This is a genomic window from Streptomyces sp. NBC_00988, assembly GCF_045162645.1.
In the GTDB taxonomy this organism is placed as follows: Bacteria; Actinomycetota; Actinomycetes; order Streptomycetales; family Streptomycetaceae; genus Streptomyces.
In genome coordinates this window covers 10,123,119-10,141,165 of record NZ_CP108730.1, presented here as the reverse complement: position 1 = coordinate 10,141,165, position 18,047 = coordinate 10,123,119, and the positions used below count along the sequence as shown (strand labels likewise).

Here is an 18,047-nt window from a genome sequence, read left to right as displayed (position 1 = left end):
TTCGGATGACTTCGGTGACGTCGGGCGACGTCGGGTGGCGTGTGGTCCAAGATTCGATCCGCGTTCGTACGGCAACCAGGCCGCCGTTTCCCTAGCTGCGGCACACCCAGGACGCCGTCCGACACGTACGGCCTTCGACACGTACGGCCTTCGACGCCTACGGCCTCCGTCGGCTACGGCCGCCCCAGCCTGACTTCCTCCACGTCGAGAACTTCCTGAACCGCCCGGAGGACGATGTCGTCGATACGGCCGCTGTCGCGCAGGTCGGTGAGGGTGTCGCGTTTGACCTGAAGCAGGGCGAGTTGGAGGCGCCGTACGCTCTCGCGGCGGTGTGCGGAGCCGGGTGCGGGGGCCGTGCGGTCCTCGATGTCCTGGACCATGCGCGAGGTGTCCTCCTCGGCGACCCCGAACCGCTCGGCCAGCGCCGGCATGGCGTCCAACGCGGCGCTGCTCAACCGGCTGCGGGCCAGGGTGAGTTCGGCGCTCTTGCCCTCGTCGGCCGGGAAGCGGGCCCGGCGGACCATGGCCGGCAGGGTGGGTCCGAGGAACGTGAGGGTGACGACGATGACGACCGCGGTGATGAACACGACGGCGTCCCGCTGCCCGACGATCCGGCCCTCGGCGGTCATGCCGGGCACGGTCAGCGCGGCGGCCAGCGAGATGGCGCCGCGCATCCCCGCCCAGGCCAGCGGCAGCCGCTGCGGGGCGGTGATCCGGCGGTCCCGCTGCTGGGGGCGCCGGTCCAGGAGCCGCACCAGATAGGGCACCGAGTAGAACCAGAGCAGCCGGGTCCCGAGCACCGCGACACTCACCGCGAGGGCGGCGACCGTCGCCTGCAGGAGGGACACGGACGTCAACGCCCTGACCGCAGCCGGTAGTTGGATGCCGACGAGGACAAACAGGGCGCCGTTCAGGAGATAACTCGCCACCTCCCAGAAGGCGACGGCCTGGATACGGGCCTCGGACCCGATGACACGCGGCCCGAACCAGGCGGACACCAGACCGCAGACGACGACCGCCAACACACCTGACACATGCAGGAGTTCGGCCGGCAGATAGGCGAGGAAGGGCGTCGCGACGCTCAGCACGCTGTGCAGCAGCGGTTCGGGAAGCCGACGCCTGACCGGGATGAGGAGCAGCGCGACCCCGGCGCCGATCAGGATGCCTCCGGCGTTGGACGCGACGAAGGCGAGTGCCGTGCCGGACCAGGAGAAGGGGTGTTCGTCGGTGACGACGTCGATGGTCACGGCGAGCAGGACCAGCGCGGTCCCGTCGTTCAGGAGGCTCTCGGTGCGCAGCACGGTGAGGATGCGGCGCGGCATGGCCTGGGCGACCGCGGCGACGGCCGCCGCGTCCGTCGGAGCGAGCACGGCACCGAGGACGAACGCGATCGGCCAGCCGTAGCCCAGCGCGTGGGCCACGGCGGCGACCGCGACGGCGGTGGCGAGGACCAGGCCGGTCGACTGGAGCGCGATGCTGCGGAAGTTGTTGCGGATCTCCCGCACCGAGGAAGTCAGCGCCTCCCAGTACAGCAGCGCTGGCAGGAAGAGGAACAGGACGACGTCCGGGGACAGCGCGAACGACGAGAAGGACGGCGTCAGCCCCACGAGGCACCCCGCGGCGAGCAGCAGCAGGGGTTCACTCAGGCCCGTACGCCGCGACAGCCAGCCCATGAGCAGGACGGCGGCCGCGACGATCAGTTCGAGGCTGTCCATGGCGCTACCGGGTCACGCACGGTACAGGACGAGGTGCTCGTGGAAGAGCACGCCGTCCCGGACGTCACCGGTGGCGGTGAAGCCGGTGTCGTCGACGTAGTCGATGTGGTCGCCGGTGACGGTGTAGCTGCCGATGTAGGCGCTTGACCGGTTCCCGCGGGCCTCGTCGTAGCGGCCGTTGGCGAGTAGTTCCTGCCGGATGTGTCCGTCGGCGGTCACCCACATGCCGACGAAGGGGTGCGGTGCTGCGTTCGTGTTCATGGCTCCACGGTCGCGTTCCCGCACACGGGTAACCAGGCCACGCCTCTCCTGGGTGTCCGGCACCCACCTTCAGGTCTTCAGGAAGCTTTCTCCGAGGTGGGCGGGACCGGTCCAACGGCGGCGTCGAAGGCGTGGGTCACCTCGGGGGCGGTGCCGGGCAGGAGCAACGCGCGGGCGCGGTCCTCGAAGCTCCGGTCGGTGGCGGTGAGCCGGTCGTGGTGCTGGGCGAGGTGTTCGGACCAGGTGCCGACGAGGTAGTTCTCGATGAACCGGCCGGGTTCGTTGCCGTCCTGGAAGAGGCCCCAGGTGATGGCGCCGGTGCGGCGGCGGGACTGGGCGACACGTTCCATGGCGTCGATGAACGCCGCGCTGTCGTCCGGTGCCACGCGATAGACGACGGAGACCAGCACCGGGCCGTCTGAGGGGCCGGGCACGAAGACCAGGGGCGGGGTCGGCCAGTGGTCGGAGAGGGTGGGATCGATGCCTTCCATGCCGTAGAGCCGCCAGCGGTAGAGGCTGAGCGCGCTCAGCACCATGACGGCGGTACCGATGAGGAGGGCCGTGGTCAGGCCCAGCCCTTGCACCAGGGCGCCCCACACGGGGGCGGCGACGGCCTGGCCGCCCTGGAAGACCAGGAGGTAGACGGCGAGGCCGCGGGCCCGGACCCAGCCGGGGAGCCGGGTCTGCATCGCCGCGTTGAGGGTGGACAGGACGCCGATCCAGGCCACCCCGGCGGGCAGCAGGACGAGCACCGCGACCCAGGTGATGTGCACGGTGGCGAGGACCAGCAGGACGAGGGCGAACATGAGGGCGCCTGCGGCCAGGATGCCGTTGATACCCAGGTGTTGGCGCAGCCACGGCAGTGCGAACGCGCCCGCCACCGCGCCGACACCGACCGCGCCGAGCAGCAGGCCGTAACCGCCCGAGCCCAGCCCGAGGGAGTCGGCGGCGATGAGCGGAAGCAGGGACCAGAGCGCCGCCGCGCCGGGGATGAACAGGGCGGTGCGCAGGAGGACGCGGCGGATGCCTGGAGCGTTCCAAACGTAGCGGCGGCCCGCGTAGACGGCGGTCAGGAGCCGTTCCTGCTGGGCTGCGGGGACGGTGGTCTTCGGGCGGTGCCACAGCACCAGTACGGCGGCGATCCCGAGGAACGACACCGCGTTGAAGCCGAACACCCAGCCCGCGCCGGCCGCCGCGACCACGACACCGCCGAGCGCCGGACCGACCGCCCGCGCGAGGTTCATGTTCACCGCGCCCAGCGCGGACGCCTGCCCCAACTGCTCCCGCTCCACCAGCTCGGGCTGGATGGCCTGCCACGACGGCCCCATCAGGGCGGTCCCGCAGCCGAGGAGGAAGGTGAGGACCAGCAGGGGTACGGCGGACAGCGCGTCCGCGAAGGCCAGCGCGGTCAGCACCGCCGACACGGCGAACATCGCGAACTGCGCGACCAGCAGCAGCCCGCGTCGGTCGAACCGGTCGGCGAGCACGCCCGAGGGAAACGCCAGCAGCACGATCGGCAGACTCGACGCCGTCTGGACCAGCGTCACCATGGTCGCCCCGTGCCCGAGCAGCAGCCACTGCGCGCCGACGGTCTGCATCCAGGTGCCGGTGTTCGACACGAACTGGGCGATCCACAGCGCCCGGAACACCGGCCGGCCCAACGGCGCCCAGGCCGAGCCGGACTCCGCGGTCCTCCCCGTCGTCGTACTCGCGCTCATGCTGCGGCTCCCGGAGCGAGGTGTGCGGTCGGTCGAGAAGAAGGTACGGCAGCTCAGTGCGGGTCGGGCCACCAAGCCGCCGTAAAACCGGACCCGCCCGTGGGACCGGTCCAACGGTCGGTCAGAAGCAGCCGTCGAGCGGGTCGAGCGCGCCGCCGACCTGGTGCGGCACCTGCGGTACGCGCTCGAAGTCGCCGCGCCGGTCGCGCCAGGCGCGCTGCTCCTCGGAGTCGGCGGCGGCGTCGACGAAGGCGCGGGCCTGCCGGGCGCCCGATGCCTCTGACGCCCCGGTCACCCCTGTTACCTCTGTCCTCGCCTGGAATCCGCCGAAGCGGGCCACCGGGCTCCAGGCCGGGCTGATCTCCGGCAGCGGGGCGGCGATGTTCTCGTAGTCGCCGACCGCGTGCACGACCTTGCCGCCGGCCACAGTGAGCAGGGCCTCGATACGGTCGATGTCCTCGTCGGCGACGGAGAAGTAGTCGGCGGAGAGCACGGCCAGGTCGCCGTACTTGCCCTCGGTGATGGTGCCCTTCACGTCGGCCTCGCCGGTGAGGTGGGCGCCCGCGCTGGTGTACATCTCCAGGGCGGTGGAACGGTCCACGCGGTTCTCGGCCGGGTAGAGGAGCGTGTCGCCGATGGTCCGGCCGGTGACCAGCCAGGACAGGGACAACCACGGGTTGTAGCTGGAGACGCGGGTGGCGTCGGTGCCGGCGGCGACCAGCAGGCCAGTGTCGCGCATGGCGCGGATCGGGGGCGCGGTCGCGGCGCGCTCGGCGCCGTAGCGGTCGATGAAGGCCTTGCCCTGGAACATCATGCGGTTCTGCACGGAGACGGCGCCGCCCAGGGCCTTGATCCGGTCCAGACTGCTGCGGCTGACGGTCTCGGCGTGGTCGAACAACCACCGTGTCCCGTCCGGGAATCCGCCGTCCGCGGCGATCTTCTCGAAGACGTCGAGGTCCTGGCGGATCGTCTCGTCGTAGGTGGCGTGGAGGCGGAAACCCCAGCCGTTGTCGAGCAGCAGCCGGGCCGCCGCGTCGAGGTCCTCCCTTGCGCGGGCGGTGAGTTGGGGGCGGGGCTCGGCGAAGTTCTCGAAATCGGCCGGGGACCAGGCGAGGTTCTCGCCGGCGCCGTTGCAGCGCAGCCACTCGTCTCCGTCGCCGGGGCTGACCATGCCGATCCAGCGGCGCAGGTCGTCGAGTTCCTGCCCGGCGGTCTGCGGGAAGAGGTGGTAGGCGATCCGGACCGTCAACTCCCCGCGCTCCGCGAGCTCGGTGACGGCCGCGTAGTTGTCGGGGAAGTTCTGGAAACCGCCGGCCGCGTCGATGGCGCTGGTGATGCCGAAGCGGTTCAGCTCGCGCAAGTAGTGCCGGGTGGAGCCGAGTTGGTCCTCGGGGGCGAGGACCGGTCCCCTGGCGAGGGTGGAGTAGAGCAGCCCGGCGGCGGGCGCGGCCAACAGGACGCCGGTGGGGTTGCCCGCGAAGTCCCGCACGATCTCGCCACCGGGCGGATTCGGCGAGTCACGCGTGAAGCCGACGGCCTCCAGCGCGGCCCGGTTGAGGATCGCCGACTGGTACAAGTGCAGGACGAACACAGGGGTGTCGGGGGCGGCGGCGTTCAACTCGGAGACGGTCGGCAGCCGCTTCTCCGCGAACTGCTCCCCCGTCCAGCCGCCAACCACCCGCACCCACTGCCCTGTTGGCGTCCGCTCGGCCTGCTCCCGCAGCATCCGCAGGGCGGTGCGCAACGACCGTACGCCGTCCCAGCGCAGTTCGAGCAGATAGTTCAACCCGCCCCGGATGACGTGCAGATGGGAGTCGTTGAGCCCGGGAATCACGCGCCGGCCGAGCGCGTCCACGACCCGGGTGGCCGGACCGATGTGCGGGGCGACGGTCGCGTCGTCTCCCACGGCCGTGAAGACACCGTCGGTGATGGCCACGGCGGACGCGGCGGCGCGGGCGGGGTCACCGGTGTGGATACGACCGTTGCGGACGACGAGCTGCGCGGGGTGCTGGACGCCGTCGTAGGGGCGTATGCCACCCACGGGCATGGTGCCCGCGGGCAAGGTGCTGCTGGACATGGAGGCTCCTCGGAGCAGGAGAGGCGAGGGGAGGCGGGGGGCGGTCGTCCGGCGACACCTCTGACGGTAGGTCTGCGACAATGGATCGGTCCAACACATGGTTCTGCTTGTATCGATCGCCGAAGCAGCTGGATGGAAGGACGGGCGCCGGATGGACCTGAGGCACCTGAAGTACTTCCTCGCCGTCGCCGAGACCCGCAACTTCACGCAGGCGGCGGCCAGTTGCTACGTCGCGCAGTCCGCCCTGAGCCAGCAGATCGCCCGGCTGGAGAAGGACGTGGGCGCCCAGTTGTTCAGCCGCACCAGCCGTTCCGTACGGCTGACGGCGGCCGGGGAGCTCCTCGAACCGCTGGCCCGCCGCATCCTCGCCGACGTCGACACCGCCCGGGCGGCCCTCGACGCCCTGTCCGGGCTGCGGCGCGGGCGGCTGCGCCTCGGCCTCGTGCAGACGCGGGCCTCCTCGGTCGACCTGGTCGAGGTGATGGCCGACTACCACGCCCGCTACCCGGGCATCGACTTCCATGTGACCAACGCGCCCAGCGCGGAGATGGCCGCCGCGGTCCTGGCCGGGGACCTCGACATCGCGATCGTCGGCCTCGGCCCGCGGCAGATCCCGGACGGGCTCGACCACCAGGTTTTGGCGGCCGACCCGCTGGTCCTGATCGTGCCCGCCGACCACGCGCTGTCCGACCGCGAGCTCGTCGACCTGGCCGATCTGCCGGAGAGCCACCAGCTGATCCAGTTCACCCGGGGCAGCGGTCTGCGCCGCCAGGTGGAGGCCGCCTTCGCCCGTGCCGGAGTGGAACCGGGCCAGCACTTCCAGGTCGGCCAGATCCAGGACATGATCCGGCTGGCGGCACGGGGCATCGGCGTGACGGTCGTACCGCGGTCGTCCGTGTTCGACGACTCCGCGCCGGACGCGAGCCTCCGGGACGCCCTGCCGTACGGTGCCCGCGCACTCCGTCTTGCGGACGAGGCGGCGGTGCACACCATCTGCGCGGTCCACGACAGCAAGCGGCTGGCGCCGGCCGCGGCGGCGTTCCTCGAAGTGGTGGAGCGGCACGCGATCAGGGACCGGGCCGATGGACCGGTCCAAGAGGCCGGTCGATCCGTTTAGGAGGCCGATCGATCGGTTCAGGAGATCGCTGCACCCGCATCCATATGTTGGACGAACCGCTCCCGTGGCGCGACGCTCGGAAGAGAACCCGGTGGAGAAACCGGAAGAGGCAGCCGGGAGACCGGTGACGTCCAGCGAATGGGAGCAATGCCATGTCTGCCGTACTGCGCGACGCGTGGACCACGGTCGTCCCCGACATGGAGGACCGGCACGGCCCGCTCCCTCCCCTGATGCTCGCGCTGACGGTGGTGACCGGGCTCGTGGACGCCTTCAGCTATCTCGTCCTGGGCCATGTCTTCGTCGCCAACATGACCGGCAACGTCGTCTTCTCCGGCTTCGCGATCGCCGGCGCGGCGGGCTTCTCCCTGGCCGCCTCGCTCGCCGCACTGGCCGCGTTCGCCCTCGGCGCCCTGCTCGGCGGCCGGCTCGCGCACGGGGCCGGCGCCCACCGAGGACGGGTCCTGCACCTCGCGCTGCTGCTGGAGACGACCCTGGTCCTGGCGGCGTACGTCGTCGCCCAGGTCGCCGACATCTCGCAGGTGAGCACGGCCGTCCAGTACACGCTGATCGCCCTCCTCGGCCTGGCGATGGGCGTGCAGAACGCCACCGCCCGCGCCCTGGCCGTACCCGACCTGACCACGACCGTGCTGACGCTCACCATCACCGGAGTCGCCGCGGACAGCCGCCTCGCGGGCGGCAAGGGCAGCAAGGTCGGCCGGCGCGTGCTCTCGGCCGGAGCGATGTTCGCCGGCGGTCTGGCCGGTGCCGTCACGGTCGAGCACGGCGGCCGCGCCCTGCCCCTGCTGTTCGCCGCGGTGCTGCTGGTGGCGGCCTCCGTCACGGCGTTCGTACTGACCCGCTCCGACGCGTCCTGGACGAAGCCGCTGTGAACGGAGCCACGGTGAAGGAAGCCGCCGCGAAGGACGCGTCCGCAAGTCTCCCGTGGCGGCGCACACTTCACTCCGCGCTACTCGAACTCGCCCTGACCGCCTTGATGTTGTTCATCGTGGCGACAACGGTCCGCTGGCTGATGGGCACCATCGACCCTGCGTCCGGCGGCTGGTGGAACACCCCGGAGGGCAGACTCCTCGCGGTGGCCCCTCTCTCCGGCTACACGGTCACCGCCGTCATGCTCTCCCCCTGGGGCCGGCTGACCGGCGGCCACATCAACCCGGCGATCACCCTCGCGATGTGGCGCTACGGCCGCACCCCGGGCCGCGATGTCGCGCCGTACATCGCCGGTCAGCTGATCGGATCGCTGCTCGGCATCGCGGCCGGACGACTGGTCTGGGGCCCGGCGTTCGCCTCCCCGGCCGTGGACTTCGCCGTCATCCGCCCTGCTCCCGGCTGGAGTTGGGCCTCCGTAGCCCTCATCGAGACCGCCACGATGTTCGTCATCGTCGCCGTCGCCGGAATCGCCGTCTCCAGCCGTCGGCTCGGCCCGTTCACCCCGTGGGCGGTGGGCACGATGATCGCCGCCCAGATCGTCGCCTTCGGCACCCTGTCGGGCGGAATCGCCAACCCGGCACGGGAGTTCGGGCCGGCAGTGTTCGCCGGGGCGCCCTCCCTCCTGCCCGTCTATCTGCTCGCCCCGCCGCTCGGGGCGCTCGCGGCGACGGTCGTGATCAACCGGGTCCACGGCCGCCGCACGACCACACCGGCGCAGGCACCGGCCGCGAAGGAACCGGCGTCGGCTCCTCACCCGTAGCCGAAGGTCTCGCGGCCGGGCCGCGCTCTTCCCTGGCGGAGGCGGCACGGTCACAATGGACGGCCGGTGTCGGTGGATCCGCGCCCTGGGAGGTCCCGTATGGCGTCGCACCCTGTGCCTCGGCCGAAGGCCGGTTCGGTGGATCGTGGGTCCGGGCCGCTTCCTGTTCCGGGGCGCGCCGCGGAGGTGGACGCTCCGGTGCACGACGCCGCGACGCTCGGGTTGGTCGACCTGCCCGGCCGCGAGTACTGGTGGCGTGAGCTGAGCACGGCGGCCCGCGACCGGATGGTGACCAGGGTCGGTCCGATCGTCGAGTGGTGGGCGTACTGCCACCCCACGGACCACGAACGCCCGTACGCGGTGGTGTTCGGTGAGCGGGGCCTCGCGGTGGCCACGCCGACCGTCAACGACCGGGGCGGGCCCGCGCAGTCGATCACGGTCCTGCCGTTCGTACCGTCGTCGTTGCGGCACGCGGTGGTCGTGCAGAAGCCGAGACGGCCGCGCTCCGGTCGTCCCGCGTTGCCGGGCGGCGACGAGCCGCGGGGGTACGACGAGGAACTGCCGCTGCCGGAGCGCTTACGCGGATTTCTCGGCAATCTGCCCGTGGAGGCTCAGGCACGGTTGCAGCGGCCGTTCGTCAACGGCGACACGTTCGCCCGGGGGAACTGCTTCTACTCCGGGTACGACGACGAGTTGGACGTCTGGTGCTACCTGGCCGGGCGCCGGTGGGTGACCTTCGTGTCGGGGCACGGCTCGGGTCTGTCCGGTCCCGCGCACCGCGCGTCGTGGCGGCTGATCTGCCGGCAGGCCGAGGTCGCGGCGCGGTGACCGCGGCGGACGAACCGGACTTCTACGGTGTGCTCGGCATCCCGGCCGATGCCACCAGGGCCGAGATCGTGCGCGCGTTCCGCCGACGGGCCCTGACCCACCATCCCGACCGTGGCGGCGACGCGGAAGCCTTCCAGGACGCGCGCCGGGCCTACGAGACGCTGTCCGACCCGGTGCGGCGCAAGGCGTACGACCGTCGCCGCGCGGCGCCGCCACGTGGCGCGCCCGGAACCACCACCGAACCGCCGCCGGCAGCCGACCCCTTCGAGTGGGCCTCCGGTGCCGGCCCGCGCACTGGTGCCGGCCCGGGCCCCGTCCGTGACCAGGGGATGTACGCCGGTTCCTTCCCGGCGCACGATCCGGACTCCTCGTGGCGGCGGGCCGACCGGTTCGCCTGGTGGAGGCCTGTCGACGAACCGCGGCCGAGGCGACGCCGCCGCTGACCCGCTTCGGTCACCGGCAGTCCGTCGCCACGATCCCGGAGCCCTCCCCTTCGGCCGGTACCGACAGCATCTGTCCCACGGTGAGATCGGTTCTCTTTCCCATGTCGTTGCGTTCCTGCAGGTCCTCGACGGTCGTGCCGTACTCGCAGGCGAGGGCGGACAGCGTGTCACCGCGTACGACGAAATGGATGCGGAAGTAGAGGGAGGGCGTCGGCCGCAGGATGGGCTCGGTGATGATCGGCACGGGCAGCCGCGCGGTGTAGCTCGGCGCGGACAGGTGATCGGTGGAGAGGGGCCACGGCGTGTACCGCGAGGCCGCCGCCGTCGGCAGCCCGGGCCGGTAGGACTGCCCGTAGGGCTGGGAGGAGTCGGAGCCGAGCAGGGCGATCCCCCACACCATCCCCGTCACGATCACGGCGCCCATGGTCACCTTGGCGACCGTGCGTTGCCGCGCGAGTTCTTCGACAACCAGGTCCGGCGCGCTCCTGGTGCGCCGCCGGGCGGTTGTCCGTCCGGCCGGTGCGGCCACGGTACGCAGGGCCAGGACGACCGGCGCCTCGATGTCCAGGCCGAGGCGCGCGAGTTCGCCGCGCAGGGCCGGCACCGCCCCTTTGTCGCGTGCGGCGGCCGCGACGAGATCGTCCAGGCGTCCGCGCGGGTCCTGGGGGCAGTCCAGGAGGTAGCCCTGGGTCCAGCTGAGCACCCAGCGCGCGCGGCCCGCGCCGGCCAGCGCCTGCCCGGTCAGCGCGTACAGCGCCTCGGCGAGCTGCTCCTCGGGCTCGGGTGCGTCGGTGAGACGGCGTATCAGCTCTGTCTGCTCTCCGCGTTCCAGCAGGCCGAGCACGGTGGCGAGAGTCGGGCGCGCGATCGCACGGGAGTCGCTCGCCGCGTCGAGCAGGAGGCTCGCGAGTTCGATGGCGAACGCCTCGGCGGCCAGGTCGGCCCACGCCGTCCGGGGCAGTGCTGTCGCCGAGTGCCCGAACTCGCCGAGCATCTTGCGCTGCACCCGGGGCACCGGGGACGGGTCTGCGACCAGCAGGCCCTCCTCGACGACGGTCCCTCCGGGCCTGGCAGGCATCGCCTCGATCAGGGCCAGCCGTCGGGCCAGCGGTGGATGGGAGTCCAGCGGGGAACGGTCCAACTCCAGGGGGTGCGCGCGCAGTTCGGCCATCCGTTCGCGCACCGGCGGGTCGCCCACCATGGCGGCGAACGCCTCGAACACGTCCTCGGGCACGAACCCGAGCCGCTGCACGGGCCGTAGATACCGGCTCTCGAACCCGGCCCAGGTGATGCCGAGCGCGTGGACGGCGCGCAGCGCCTGGGCGGTCACCTCGGGACCGACCGCGGCGGCCGCCTCCGCGTCCGCCTCCAGCTCCTGGCGTCGGCGCACCGCCAGAGACAGGCGCAGATACACCCAGGCATAGGCGCCGATCGCCGCCTGGAACAGCCATGCGTACCCGATGCGGGCCTCGTCCGACCGCGCGGTCATCCGCAGCCGGAACAGGGTGGAGCGCAGCGACGCGGCCCCCCTGTAGGTGATCGCGCCGAACTGGGTGTGCCGGCCCGCGTAGTGGCCGAGTTCATGACAGAGCACGGCCCGCAGCTCCACGGGCTTCAGCCAAAGGAGCAGAGGCACACCCAGGTTCATGGTCCGCTCACCGACCGCGAACCCGAGGAGCCGCGCGTCCTCCGACACCGACGCGTTGGCCTGCGACGTCAGGTAGATCCGGCTGGGCGGCCGGGTGCGCAACTGCCCGGCCAGCTCCTCGACCAGCCGCCACAGGCCGGGCGCGTCGGCGCGGCGCAGGAAGACCGCGTCGGACGGAGGCTCCTCCGTGCGGCTCACCGTGGCTATCCCGTACACCAGGGCGGAGGCCGCCGGGATGCTGCTGCCCACGACGAGCGCCCAGTTGCCGCCCTGTGAAGGGAGTTCGACGATCCCCCACAGCATGAAGCAGACGAGTGCCGCGTCGGCCGCGAGGAGGGTGAACGCCACGACGTAGAACCCGGCGAGCATCCCCACGGCGAACAACCCGCGTAACCACGCCAGGACAGTCGTCACCGGCTTCCTCCCCGTCTGCGGTCCAGCGCCGCCCTCGCCCGGGCGAGCGCCTTCGGGTCCGCCTCGACGGCCGCCCGCAGCCATGCCTCCGCGGTGCGCAGGGCCATGACGACGGGGTCACGGCCGAGGCCGATCCGGCTCGCGTCCATGCGGCCAGGACGGGCCGGCTGCGGGCCGGACATGAACGGGTCGTGCCTGCTCGTGTCGTCCGCGGCCATGTCCAGCGCCTCCTTGAGCGTCCGGCGCGCCTTGGAGACGTTCGCGGCGACGCCGCCGCGCGTCATCCGCAGCGTCCTGGCGATCTCGTTCTGGGACCAGCCGTGCAGACAGAACAGCACCATCGTGACCCGCTGCCGCGGCGGCAAGGCGGCCAGCAGCCGCAGCGCCTCGCGCGCCTCCGCGCTCTGTTCGGGGCTCGCCCGGACCGGCACCGGCACGTCCGGCAGCCGGTCCTGGCCCGTTCTGCGCCTGCGCTGGGTCTTCCACAGCCGCTGGACCGAGACCCGGTACACCCACGCCTCGGGCAGCTCGTACCCGGCGATGCGGTCCCAGGCCCGGTAGGCCTCCAGGAACGCCTCCTGGGTGACGTCCTCGGCGTCCTCGCGGCTGCCGCAGAGCATGATCACCTGCGCCAGGACACGTCCGTAGGCGCACGCGAAGAAGGTCTCGAAGTCCCGTTGGCCCACGGCCTGTTCGGCGCTCACCGGTGCTCCGCCCCGGCCGGCTCGACGGCCGCCGCCGAGCGCGCGATCAGCGTCTCGCCGTCGGCGCACGTGACCTCGACCGTGCCGCCGGGCCCGGCCGCCCGCACGACCGTGGCCAGCGCGTGCGCCCGCGCGCGGTCCCGGACCGGCTGCGTCCACAGCACCGCCAGCGCGTACACCAACTGTGTACAGGCCGGCACCACGACCACCACCACAGGTTCGACAACCATTTCAGGGTCCCTTCCACAGGAGCACAGCAGCGACACCCTGATACAGCCGTGAGTGCCCAACTGGTTTACCCGGGACGGGAATTCCGGGTCCAGGACCCATGGCGGCGGCACCGTCGAGCTCGTACGGCCGTCGACCGGTGCCGGGTTGTCGCGGCCGGGCGCACGGGCGGTTTCCCCACCCCCTTCCGTGACGCGGAAGAGCTCTTGCGGCGCCGTGACGCCCTTCCGGACGATGTCGCCATCACCCAATGACGGGAGCCGCAACGATGCCGCACACCACCGCCTTCGCCAGGAACCAGTGGTACGTCGCCGCCTACAGCCACGAGGTCGGCCGCGACCTGCTCGGCCGGACGATCCTCGGCGAACCCCTCGTCTTCTACCGCACCGAGGACGACGGCACCGCCGTAGCCCTGCACGACCGGTGTGTGCACCGGCGGTTCCCGCTCTCCGAGAGCCGCCTCGACGGGGACCGGATCGTGTGCGGATACCACGGCTTCACCTACGACACGACGGGCACCTGTGTGTACGTGCCGGGGCAGAAACGCATCCCCCGCACCGCCCGTGTCGCCTCGTACCCGGTGGTGGAGCAGGACGCGCTGATCTGGGTGTGGATCGGCGACCCGGCGCTCGCGGACCCGCAGGTCATCCCGCGCGCCCCGCACCTCGCCTCCCCCGACTGGGTCACCGTCAGCGGCATGGAACCGATCGACGCCGACTACGGCCTCCTCGTCGACAACCTCCTCGACCTCTCCCACGAGACGTATCTGCACGGCGGTTACATCGGCTCCCCCGAGGTCGCCGAGACGCCGATCACCACCGAGGTCGACGAGGGCGCAGGCGTCGTACGGGTGAGCCGGCACATGGGCGACGCCGAATGCCCGCCGTTCTACGCCAGGTCCACCGGGATACAGGGGCGGATCACCCGCTGGCAGGACATCGAGTACCACGCGCCGTGCCTCTACCTCCTGCACAGCCGTATCGCCCCGGTCGGCGTCCTCCCCGAGGAGGACGGCAGCGACCCGAACGGCTTCCACACCGAGATCACCTACGCCATCACGCCCTCGTCGGACGGCAAGGTGTACGACTTCTGGGCGGTCTCGCGCGACTGGGCCACGGACGACGCCGAGGTCACCGAGTTCCTGCGCGGCAACAACCACACCGTCGTCATGCAGGACGTCGACGCCCTCAACCTCCTTCAGAAGACGCTGGGTTCGGAGCGCGGCGGCTACCAGGAGCTGAGCATCAACATCGACACCGGCGGTCTCGCGGCCCGCCGTATCCTCGCCCGGCTGGTCGAGGAGGGCGCCAAGCCCGTGGAGAAGGTCCAGTGACCGCTCCGACCGGCGAGGTCTACCGCATCGACTGGCTGCCGGGCACCGACATCCTGCACGGCACCTGCCACTGCGGCCGCGAGCACACGTCCCAGGACCCGATCGAGATGTGGGAGTGGATGCTCGCCCACCCCCGCGGCCACGCCCTCGACGATGCGCAGGGAGCCGACGCATGACCACCTACGAGGCCGAACTCGTCGTAGAGGCAAGGGAGTTCGCGGCCGACGGCGTACTCGCCCTCACCCTGCGCCACCCGCTCGGCGAGCAACTCCCCGCCTGGGAACCGGGCGCCCACATCGACGTCGCCCTCGGCCCCGACCTGGAGCGCCAGTACTCACTGTGCGGCGACCCGGCCGACCGTACGACATGGCGGATCGCCGTGCTGCGCGAGCCGGACGGGCGGGGCGGATCGGCTTACGTGCACGGGCAGTTGGAGCAGGGCGACAAGGTGCGGGTACGCGGCCCGCGCAACCACTTCCGCCTGGAGCCCGCCCCCCGCTACCGCTTCGTCGCGGGCGGCATCGGCATCACACCCATCCTCCCGATGCTGGCCGCGGCGGAGGCGGCGAGCGCGGAGTGGAGCCTGCTCTACGGCGGCCGCACCCGCAACTCCATAGCATTCACGGAGGAGTTGGGCCGCTACGGCGACCGCGTCACCGTCGCTCCGCAGGACGAGGCCGGGCTGCTCGACCTGCCGTCGGTCCTGGACGACGTTCCGGACGGCACCCTCGTCTACTGCTGCGGTCCCGGGCCGTTGCTCGACGCGGTCGAGGCACGCTGCCCCGCCGGCATCCTGCACGTCGAGCGGTTCCAGCCGAAGGTCCAAGTCGCGGGCGCCGACAGCGAGTTCGAGGTCGTGCTGGAGCAGAGCGGGAAGACGGTCACCGTCCCCGTGGGCGTGTCCGTACTCGACACCGTGCGCGCCGCCGGTGTCGAGGTGCTGTTCTCCTGCACCGAGGGCACCTGTGGGACCTGCGAGACCGATGTCCTCGAAGGCACCCCGGACCACCGCGACTCGGTACTGAGCGAGGATGAGCGGGCGGCCGGCGAGACGATGCTCATCTGTGTCTCGCGCTGCCTGGGAAAGCGGCTCGTGCTGGATCTGTGACGACACGGGCCGGATCTGTGACGACGCCGGACGACACGACAAGAGCGCACTTCACGACACAGCGAGAGCGCGCTTCGGTAACTGTCAACAATATTGTGAGCACTAGGCATTGACCTGGCCGCGACGGGGCCCTACGTTCCCGCTCAACACCCATTGAGCACCACTGTGCGGTCTGCGCACAGCCTGTCGGAACACCGTCGTCTGCACAGGAGTTGCCATGCGTCGTCTGCTCGTCGGCCTCGCGGCCGGATCCATGCTGGTCGCCGCGTCGGCCTGCGGTTCGTCCGGCAACGGAGCGTCGGACAACACCAGTTCGTCCACCGGCACCACCACGGTCAAGGTGGGAGTCATCCCCATCGTCGATGTCGCCCCGCTCTACCTCGGCCAGAAGGAGGGCTTCTTCAGCAAGCACGGGCTCAAACTGTCGATGACGCTCGCGCAGGGCGGCGCGGCCATCGTGCCGGGTGTGGTCAGCGGCCAGTTCCAGTTCGGCTTCTCCAACATGACCTCCCTGATGCTCGCCGAGTCCAACAACGTGCCCGTGCAGGCCATCGCCAACGGCGTCGCCTCAACGGGCGTGTCCGGCAAGGACTTTGGCGCCCTCGTCGTCAAGAAGGGCAGCTCCCTCAAGTCGGCGAAGGAGCTGGAGGGCAAGAAGGTCGCGGTCAACACGCTGAAGAACATCAACGAGACGGCCGTACGCGAATCCGTCCGTAAGGCCGGTGGCGATCCCGACAAGGTCAAGTTCGTGGAGCTGGCCTTCGACCAGATGCCGGCCGCGCTGGACAAGGGCCAGATCGACGCCGCCATGGCCGTCGAACCCGCCCTCACCACCATGTTGGACCAGGGCGCCCAGCAGATCGCCTGGCCGCTGGTCGACGTCGCGCCGAACCTCACCGTCGCCATGTACTTCACTTCGACGGCGTACGCGACCAAGAACCCGGACCTGGTCAAGAAGTTCCAGGAGGCCACCGCCGAGTCCCTGGCCTACGCCGACGCCCACCCGGACGAGGTCCGCCAGATCGTCACCACCTACACCAAGGTTCCGTCGAGCGTGCTGGCCAAGGTGATCCTGCCCAAGTGGCCCGCCGATCCCAACCGTTCGTCGATCGAGACGCTGGAGAAGCTGAGTGTGACGGACGGTCTCTTCAAGACGGCCCCCGACCTGGACAAGCTGCTTCCGTGAAGGGACTGAACACCGCACTGGGTGCTGCCGGACTCGCGGCCTTCCTCGCCCTCGGCGAGGTCGTGCCGCGCGTCGGCATCGTCAAGGAGGCCTACTTCCCGCCGACCAGCAGGATCGCGTCCGCGTTCGTCGACGAACTCAAGGACGGCGCGTTCTGGTCGGCCCTCGGCGACACCCTCACCGGCTGGGCCCTGGGCCTCGCGATCGCCGTCGGCGCGGGCATCGTCGTCGGCGTCCTGCTCTCCGTCGTCCCCCACCTCCGCGAGGCGACCGCGTCGACGATCGAGTTCCTGCGCCCGATCCCGTCGGTCGCCCTCATCCCCCTCGCAGTGCTGTTGTACGGCACCGAACTCAAGTCGGTGCTGTTGCTCGTTGTCTACGCCTCCTTCTGGCAGATCCTGATCCAGGTCCTCTACGGCGTCCAGGACGTCGACCCGGTCGCCGAGGAGACGGCACGGTCGTACGGTCTCGGCACCTGGGCCCGGGTCCGGCACGTGCTGTGGCCGAGCGCGCTGCCGTACGTCATGACGGGCGTGCGGCTGGCGGCGGCCGTCGCGCTGATCCTCACCATCACCGCCGAACTGGTCATCGGGGCACCGGGGTTGGGCGCGACCATCGCGGTCGCCCAGACCTCGCAGGCCGTACCGGAGATGTACGCGCTGATCGTGGTGACCGGTCTGCTGGGGCTGCTCATCAACGTCGGCGCGCGTACGGTGGAACGGCGGGCGCTGGCCTGGCACCAGTCGGTGCGCGGGGAGGTGGCGGTGTGAGGCGGATCCTGATCCGACTGCTGTTCGCGGTCGCGCTGCCGGCCGTACTCGTCGCCGTGTGGTGGCTGGCGTCGGACGGCAGCACCAACGTGTACTGGCCGCCGCTGCGCACGATCCTCAAGACCTTCCCCGACGTATGGACCGGCGACCGTCTCAAGACGGACGTCCTGCCCAGCGTCCTGCGGCTCGCGGCCGGTTACGCCACGGCGGCCGTCGTCGGCGTCGCGCTCGGCACGGTGATCGGCTCGTACCGCCGGGTGCGCGCGGTGTGCGAACCGGTCCTGGAGTTCCTGCGCGCGGTCCCGCCACCGGTGTTGGTCCCGGTCATCATGCTGTTCGCGGGCATCGGCGACACGATGAAGATCGTGGTCATCGCGAGCGGCTGCGTCTGGCCCGTCCTCCTCAACACCGTCGAGGGCGTCCGCGCGGTCGACCCCGTCATGAAGGAAACAGCCCTCTCCTACGGCGTCACGGGCGTCGCCCGGCTGCGCACGCTGGTGCTGCGCTCGGCGAGCCCGCAGATCTTCGCGGGGCTGCGCCAGGCGCTGTCCATCGGGATCATCCTGATGGTCATCAGCGAGATGTTCGCGGCCACCGACGGGCTGGGCTTCACCATCGTCCAGTTCCAACGCAGCTTCGCCATCCCGGACATGTGGACGGGCATCCTCGTCCTCGGGATCCTGGGGTTCCTGCTCTCCGTCGTCTTCCAGGTGGTCGAGCGGCGGGTGCTCGGCTGGTACCACGGCCTGCGCGCGGCCTCCCGCCGGTCCCCGTGAACATCGTGAAAGG

The 18,047-nt window shown here is 71.2% G+C and carries 18 protein-coding genes; 11 read left to right on the top strand and 7 right to left on the bottom strand.

The window, feature by feature from the left end:
• Window positions 1-173 precede the first annotated feature (173 nt).
• The 4 genes from OG496_RS45855 to OG496_RS45840 all read right to left on the bottom strand — a co-directional run bounded on the left by OG496_RS45855 (window position 174) and on the right by OG496_RS45840 (window position 5,771).
• The gene (locus OG496_RS45855; RefSeq protein ID WP_405975088.1) at window positions 174-1,715 is read right to left on the bottom strand and encodes a Na+/H+ antiporter; all 1,542 of its coding nucleotides are present in this window, start codon (window positions 1,713-1,715) and stop codon (window positions 174-176) included.
• Between the two features lie 12 nt (window positions 1,716-1,727).
• Window positions 1,728-1,976: an Atu4866 domain-containing protein gene (locus tag OG496_RS45850; RefSeq protein ID WP_405975087.1), complete on the bottom strand. Its 249-nt coding sequence runs from the start codon at window positions 1,974-1,976 to the stop codon at window positions 1,728-1,730.
• A gap of 77 nt (window positions 1,977-2,053) precedes the next feature.
• Complete coding sequence (locus OG496_RS45845; RefSeq protein ID WP_405975086.1) at window positions 2,054-3,694, bottom strand: MFS transporter; 1,641 nt, start codon at window positions 3,692-3,694, stop codon at window positions 2,054-2,056.
• Window positions 3,695-3,815: 121 nt separating this feature from the next.
• The gene (locus tag OG496_RS45840; protein WP_405975085.1) at window positions 3,816-5,771 is read right to left on the bottom strand and encodes an amidohydrolase; all 1,956 of its coding nucleotides are present in this window, start codon (window positions 5,769-5,771) and stop codon (window positions 3,816-3,818) included.
• A 151-nt stretch (window positions 5,772-5,922) separates the two neighbouring features.
• Here OG496_RS45840 and OG496_RS45835 point away from each other — a divergent pair, with 151 nt between their 5' ends.
• The 5 genes from OG496_RS45835 to OG496_RS45815 all read left to right on the top strand — a co-directional run bounded on the left by OG496_RS45835 (window position 5,923) and on the right by OG496_RS45815 (window position 9,867).
• Window positions 5,923-6,888 carry a LysR family transcriptional regulator gene (locus OG496_RS45835; RefSeq protein ID WP_405975084.1) on the top strand — a complete coding sequence of 322 codons (966 nt, stop codon included), beginning with the start codon at window positions 5,923-5,925 and terminating at the stop codon, window positions 6,886-6,888.
• A gap of 152 nt (window positions 6,889-7,040) precedes the next feature.
• Entirely contained in the window at window positions 7,041-7,778 is a 738-nt protein-coding gene (locus OG496_RS45830) for a YoaK family protein (protein ID WP_405975083.1), read from the top strand.
• A gap of 11 nt (window positions 7,779-7,789) precedes the next feature.
• Window positions 7,790-8,596 (top strand): MIP/aquaporin family protein, encoded by an 807-nt coding sequence (locus OG496_RS45825; protein ID WP_405975082.1) that lies wholly within the window; start codon window positions 7,790-7,792, stop codon window positions 8,594-8,596.
• A gap of 198 nt (window positions 8,597-8,794) precedes the next feature.
• Complete coding sequence (locus OG496_RS45820) at window positions 8,795-9,424, top strand: hypothetical protein (protein ID WP_405975081.1); 630 nt, start codon at window positions 8,795-8,797, stop codon at window positions 9,422-9,424.
• Complete coding sequence (locus tag OG496_RS45815) at window positions 9,421-9,867, top strand: J domain-containing protein (RefSeq protein WP_405975080.1); 447 nt, start codon at window positions 9,421-9,423, stop codon at window positions 9,865-9,867. The genes OG496_RS45820 and OG496_RS45815 overlap by 4 nt, the downstream gene beginning before the upstream one ends.
• Window positions 9,868-9,877: 10 nt before the next feature.
• Here the strand turns inward: OG496_RS45815 and OG496_RS45810 are convergent, their stop codons facing one another.
• From OG496_RS45810 to OG496_RS45800, 3 genes are read right to left on the bottom strand one after another with little or no spacing between them, the layout of a single operon-like run.
• Window positions 9,878-11,929 (bottom strand): M48 family metalloprotease, encoded by a 2,052-nt coding sequence (locus OG496_RS45810; RefSeq protein WP_405975079.1) that lies wholly within the window; start codon window positions 11,927-11,929, stop codon window positions 9,878-9,880.
• Window positions 11,926-12,633 carry an RNA polymerase sigma factor gene (locus tag OG496_RS45805; RefSeq protein WP_399389166.1) on the bottom strand — a complete coding sequence of 236 codons (708 nt, stop codon included), beginning with the start codon at window positions 12,631-12,633 and terminating at the stop codon, window positions 11,926-11,928. Before OG496_RS45805 ends, OG496_RS45810 begins: the two co-directional genes overlap by 4 nt.
• The gene (locus OG496_RS45800) at window positions 12,630-12,863 is read right to left on the bottom strand and encodes a hypothetical protein (RefSeq protein ID WP_405975078.1); all 234 of its coding nucleotides are present in this window, start codon (window positions 12,861-12,863) and stop codon (window positions 12,630-12,632) included. Before OG496_RS45800 ends, OG496_RS45805 begins: the two co-directional genes overlap by 4 nt.
• A 266-nt stretch (window positions 12,864-13,129) precedes the next feature.
• Here OG496_RS45800 and OG496_RS45795 point away from each other — a divergent pair, with 266 nt between their 5' ends.
• The 6 genes from OG496_RS45795 (at window position 13,130) to OG496_RS45770 (ending at window position 18,034) form a co-directional block, all read left to right on the top strand.
• Complete coding sequence (locus OG496_RS45795; protein ID WP_405975077.1) at window positions 13,130-14,194, top strand: Rieske 2Fe-2S domain-containing protein; 1,065 nt, start codon at window positions 13,130-13,132, stop codon at window positions 14,192-14,194.
• Window positions 14,191-14,370: a hypothetical protein gene (locus tag OG496_RS45790; protein ID WP_366493480.1), complete on the top strand. Its 180-nt coding sequence runs from the start codon at window positions 14,191-14,193 to the stop codon at window positions 14,368-14,370. The genes OG496_RS45795 and OG496_RS45790 overlap by 4 nt, the downstream gene beginning before the upstream one ends.
• Entirely contained in the window at window positions 14,367-15,302 is a 936-nt protein-coding gene (locus OG496_RS45785; protein WP_405975076.1) for a PDR/VanB family oxidoreductase, read from the top strand. The genes OG496_RS45790 and OG496_RS45785 overlap by 4 nt, the downstream gene beginning before the upstream one ends.
• A 217-nt stretch (window positions 15,303-15,519) precedes the next feature.
• Window positions 15,520-16,488, top strand: a complete 969-nt coding sequence (locus OG496_RS45780) for an ABC transporter substrate-binding protein (RefSeq protein ID WP_405975075.1) — start codon at window positions 15,520-15,522, stop codon at window positions 16,486-16,488.
• Window positions 16,485-17,258 (top strand): ABC transporter permease, encoded by a 774-nt coding sequence (locus OG496_RS45775; RefSeq protein ID WP_366493483.1) that lies wholly within the window; start codon window positions 16,485-16,487, stop codon window positions 17,256-17,258. The genes OG496_RS45780 and OG496_RS45775 overlap by 4 nt, the downstream gene beginning before the upstream one ends.
• Complete coding sequence (locus tag OG496_RS45770) at window positions 17,255-18,034, top strand: ABC transporter permease (RefSeq protein WP_405975074.1); 780 nt, start codon at window positions 17,255-17,257, stop codon at window positions 18,032-18,034. The genes OG496_RS45775 and OG496_RS45770 overlap by 4 nt, the downstream gene beginning before the upstream one ends.
• Window positions 18,035-18,047: the final 13 nt, after the last annotated feature.

Excerpts from the sequence above, each read along its gene's own strand:
- OG496_RS45855 (WP_405975088.1), bottom strand. The coding sequence starts at position 1,715 with ATGGACAGCCTCGAACTGATCGTCGCGGCCGCCGTCCTGCTCATGGGC.
- OG496_RS45850 (WP_405975087.1), bottom strand. The coding sequence starts at position 1,976 with ATGAACACGAACGCAGCACCGCACCCCTTCGTCGGCATGTGGGTGACC.
- OG496_RS45845 (WP_405975086.1), bottom strand. The coding sequence starts at position 3,694 with ATGAGCGCGAGTACGACGACGGGGAGGACCGCGGAGTCCGGCTCGGCC.
- OG496_RS45840 (WP_405975085.1), bottom strand. The coding sequence starts at position 5,771 with ATGTCCAGCAGCACCTTGCCCGCGGGCACCATGCCCGTGGGTGGCATA.
- OG496_RS45835 (WP_405975084.1), top strand. The coding sequence starts at position 5,923 with ATGGACCTGAGGCACCTGAAGTACTTCCTCGCCGTCGCCGAGACCCGC.
- OG496_RS45830 (WP_405975083.1), top strand. The coding sequence starts at position 7,041 with ATGTCTGCCGTACTGCGCGACGCGTGGACCACGGTCGTCCCCGACATG.
- OG496_RS45800 (WP_405975078.1), bottom strand. The coding sequence starts at position 12,863 with ATGGTTGTCGAACCTGTGGTGGTGGTCGTGGTGCCGGCCTGTACACAG.
- OG496_RS45795 (WP_405975077.1), top strand. The coding sequence starts at position 13,130 with ATGCCGCACACCACCGCCTTCGCCAGGAACCAGTGGTACGTCGCCGCC.
- OG496_RS45785 (WP_405975076.1), top strand. The coding sequence starts at position 14,367 with ATGACCACCTACGAGGCCGAACTCGTCGTAGAGGCAAGGGAGTTCGCG.
- OG496_RS45780 (WP_405975075.1), top strand. The coding sequence starts at position 15,520 with ATGCGTCGTCTGCTCGTCGGCCTCGCGGCCGGATCCATGCTGGTCGCC.